Source organism: Streptococcus sp. DD10 (assembly GCF_001578805.1).
GTDB lineage: Bacteria > Bacillota > Bacilli > Lactobacillales > Streptococcaceae > Streptococcus.
Map to the genome: position 1 here is coordinate 266869 of NZ_KQ969158.1, position 2504 is coordinate 269372.

Below are 2504 nucleotides of genomic sequence, written 5' to 3' on the forward strand. Positions count from 1 at the left end.
TGAGTATTATCTCATGTTTTCAGGATTGGACGAAGGCTTCTATCATTTTCCTTGGGAGTTATTTGCAGGATTTGGTATGATGTCTTGGTTGATCCGAGAAGGTTTGAAATTGGTCTCAGATGTGAAAAAGGAGTTTGAAAAATGAAAAAAGCGATTCTCTATCTCTTTATTGGACTGTCACTAGTGGGATGGTGGGTCGAAATGGTTACAGGGTGGTTTGATCAAGCCTTCCTTGGCCAAGTCATTCGCGGTGCTTGGGGTCTAGGATTTATGGTTTTTATCACCTTTCCGATGGGAAAGGAGTGGCTGAAAGGAGAATATCATGAACATAATTAAGGTAGACGAATTAAATAAACGTTTCAAGGATAAGGCAGTTCTGAAGGAGATTTCCTTTGAAGTGGATGAAGGGGAATGTGTCGCCCTGATTGGGCCCAATGGTGCTGGGAAGACAACGCTCTTGGATTGCTTGCTTGGGGATAAACTGATCACCAGCGGCCACGTATCTATCCAAGGTTTGCCAGTAACGAGTTCTAAGTTAGACTACACCAGAGCCTATCTCCCCCAAGAAAATGTCATTGTCCAGAAATTAAAGGTCAAAGAGTTGATTGCTTTCTTTCAAAGTATCTATCCAAATCCTTTGAGCACTCAAGAAATCGATCAACTATTGCAGTTTGACGAGGAACAGAAAAATCAACTAGCCGAAAAATTATCGGGTGGGCAAAAACGACTGTTTTCTTTTGTCTTGATCTTGATTGGTCGACCAAAGTTAGTCTTTTTGGATGAGCCAACTGCTGCCATGGATACTTCGACCCGTCAACGTTTTTGGAAAATGATTCAAGATCTAAAATCACAAGGTGTTACCATTCTCTATTCTTCCCATTATATTGAGGAAGTGGAGCATACTGCTGATCGGATCTTAGTCTTGCACCAAGGGGAGTTAATCCGAGATACGACGCCTCTGACCATGCGCAGTGAGGAGACCGAAAAGCACTTTATTCTGCCCCTTGATTACAGGGAAGTCGTGGAGCATTCTCGCTTGGTTGAGAAATGGTCGCAAAAACAAGATGCCCTGCAAGTCGTTACCCGACAAGCAGATGCCTTCTGGGATAGCTTGGTTCAAGTAGGCTGTAGCATACAGGAGATCGAAGTAACCAACCGTAGTTTATTGGATACCATTTTTGAGGAAACACAGAAAGGAGAAGCCTAAGATGAAGCGCTGGATCGCACTCTGCAAGGTCGAATACCTATTAACCAAACGGCAAGTTGTCTACTATCTACTATCCGTCGGCATGCCGACAGCCTTTTATTTATTCTTTTCAGGTCTTTACCGGGAGAGTCCCGGAGGCCCTAGCCACTTTATGCGGGACTACCTTCTTTCTATGACCGCCTTTTCTATGATGTCAACCGCTATCTTTTCTTTTCCAGCAGTCTTGCATACGGATAAACTCAATAATTGGCAAAAAACATTGCGCCATAGTCCGGTAAATATGGTAGAATATTACCTATCAAAGATAGGGAGCATGATGGTGGATTATTTGGTTTCCATTCTAGTTGTTTTCTCAGTTGGTCATTGGGTCAGAGGAGTGTCTATGCCCTTAGGAAGCTGGGTTGGTGCTGCACTCTTACTGATTGTGGGGAGCATTGCTTTTGTGGCACTTGGCTTGGTCTTGACACTGCTACCAACGAGTCAACTCATGTCAATTGTAGGAAATCTTCTCTATATGGGCTTGGCTGTTTTAGGGGGTCTCTGGATGCCGATTACCCTATTTCCAGACTGGATGCAGGCTATTGGTCAGTGTCTACCAAGCTACCAGTTGATGGAATTGCTTAAGACTTTCTTAAATGAAGAAGGCCTCAATCTCTCAGCTAGCCTTTATCTACTAGTGTTTTCAGCAGTTTTATTTGGCTTGACTCTCTACCTTCAAAATCGTAAGGAGAACTCTTAATGCTTGAACGACTAAAAAGCATTCACTATATGTTTTGGGGCAGTTTGATTTTTACGATTTTCCCCCTTGTTTCTGTTTTGATTGGGGAACTTCCTAGCTGGCATTTACTTATAGACTTTCTCTTTGTAGTGGCTTATTTGGGCATTTTAATCACCGAGAATCAGGGCTTGTCCTGTTTTTTCTGGGGAGTAATGCTAGCTTATGTAGCTGGCAATACCGCTTTTGTCTATGGCAACTATGTCTGGTTCTTCTTTTTCTTATCCAATTTGTTGAATTATCATTTTAGAGTGGACCGACTGAATTCCTTGTATGTCTGGACTTTTCTTTTAGCTCAAGGCTTGGTTCTAGGGAAACTCATATTGTTAACAAGGGTGGAACTGGTTTTTCTAGCTCCCATCATAGGAATTCTTGCTTTTGTTAATTTGATGACCTTGGGCTTGGTTCGGATACGCATTGTCGAAGATTTGAAAGAAGCTCAAGTCAAACAAAACGCCCAGATCAATCTCTGGTTAGCTGAAAATGAACGCAGTCGGATTGGCCAGGATTTGCACGATAGTT

Annotated in this window: 3 protein-coding genes and 1 pseudogene; all 4 read left to right on the forward strand. The window is 42.6% G+C overall.

Translation table 11 applies throughout. The features are described 5' to 3' along the window. The first annotated feature begins 141 nt into the window (after positions 1-141). Entirely contained in the window at positions 142-336 is a 195-nt protein-coding gene (locus tag STRDD10_RS04280; protein ID WP_067193412.1) for a hypothetical protein, read from the forward strand. After that, positions 323-1207 (forward strand): ABC transporter ATP-binding protein, encoded by an 885-nt coding sequence (locus STRDD10_RS04285; RefSeq protein WP_067193414.1) that lies wholly within the window; start codon positions 323-325, stop codon positions 1205-1207. The genes STRDD10_RS04280 and STRDD10_RS04285 overlap by 14 nt, the downstream gene beginning before the upstream one ends. Before the next feature lies 1 nt (position 1208). Then, positions 1209-1946, forward strand: coding sequence for an ABC transporter permease (locus STRDD10_RS04290; RefSeq protein WP_067193416.1), 738 nt, complete (start codon positions 1209-1211; stop codon positions 1944-1946). Further along, a pseudogene (locus STRDD10_RS11100) lies at positions 1946-2504 on the forward strand (sensor histidine kinase); the annotation flags it as partial. The gene STRDD10_RS04290 and the pseudogene STRDD10_RS11100, both read left to right, overlap by 1 nt.

What these genes read in the sequence shown, in the direction of transcription:
- STRDD10_RS04280 (WP_067193412.1), top strand. Translation starts at nt 142, where the DNA reads ATGAAAAAAGCGATTCTCTATCTCTTTATTGGACTGTCACTAGTGGGA.
- STRDD10_RS04285 (WP_067193414.1), top strand. Translation starts at nt 323, where the DNA reads ATGAACATAATTAAGGTAGACGAATTAAATAAACGTTTCAAGGATAAG.
- STRDD10_RS04290 (WP_067193416.1), top strand. Translation starts at nt 1,209, where the DNA reads ATGAAGCGCTGGATCGCACTCTGCAAGGTCGAATACCTATTAACCAAA.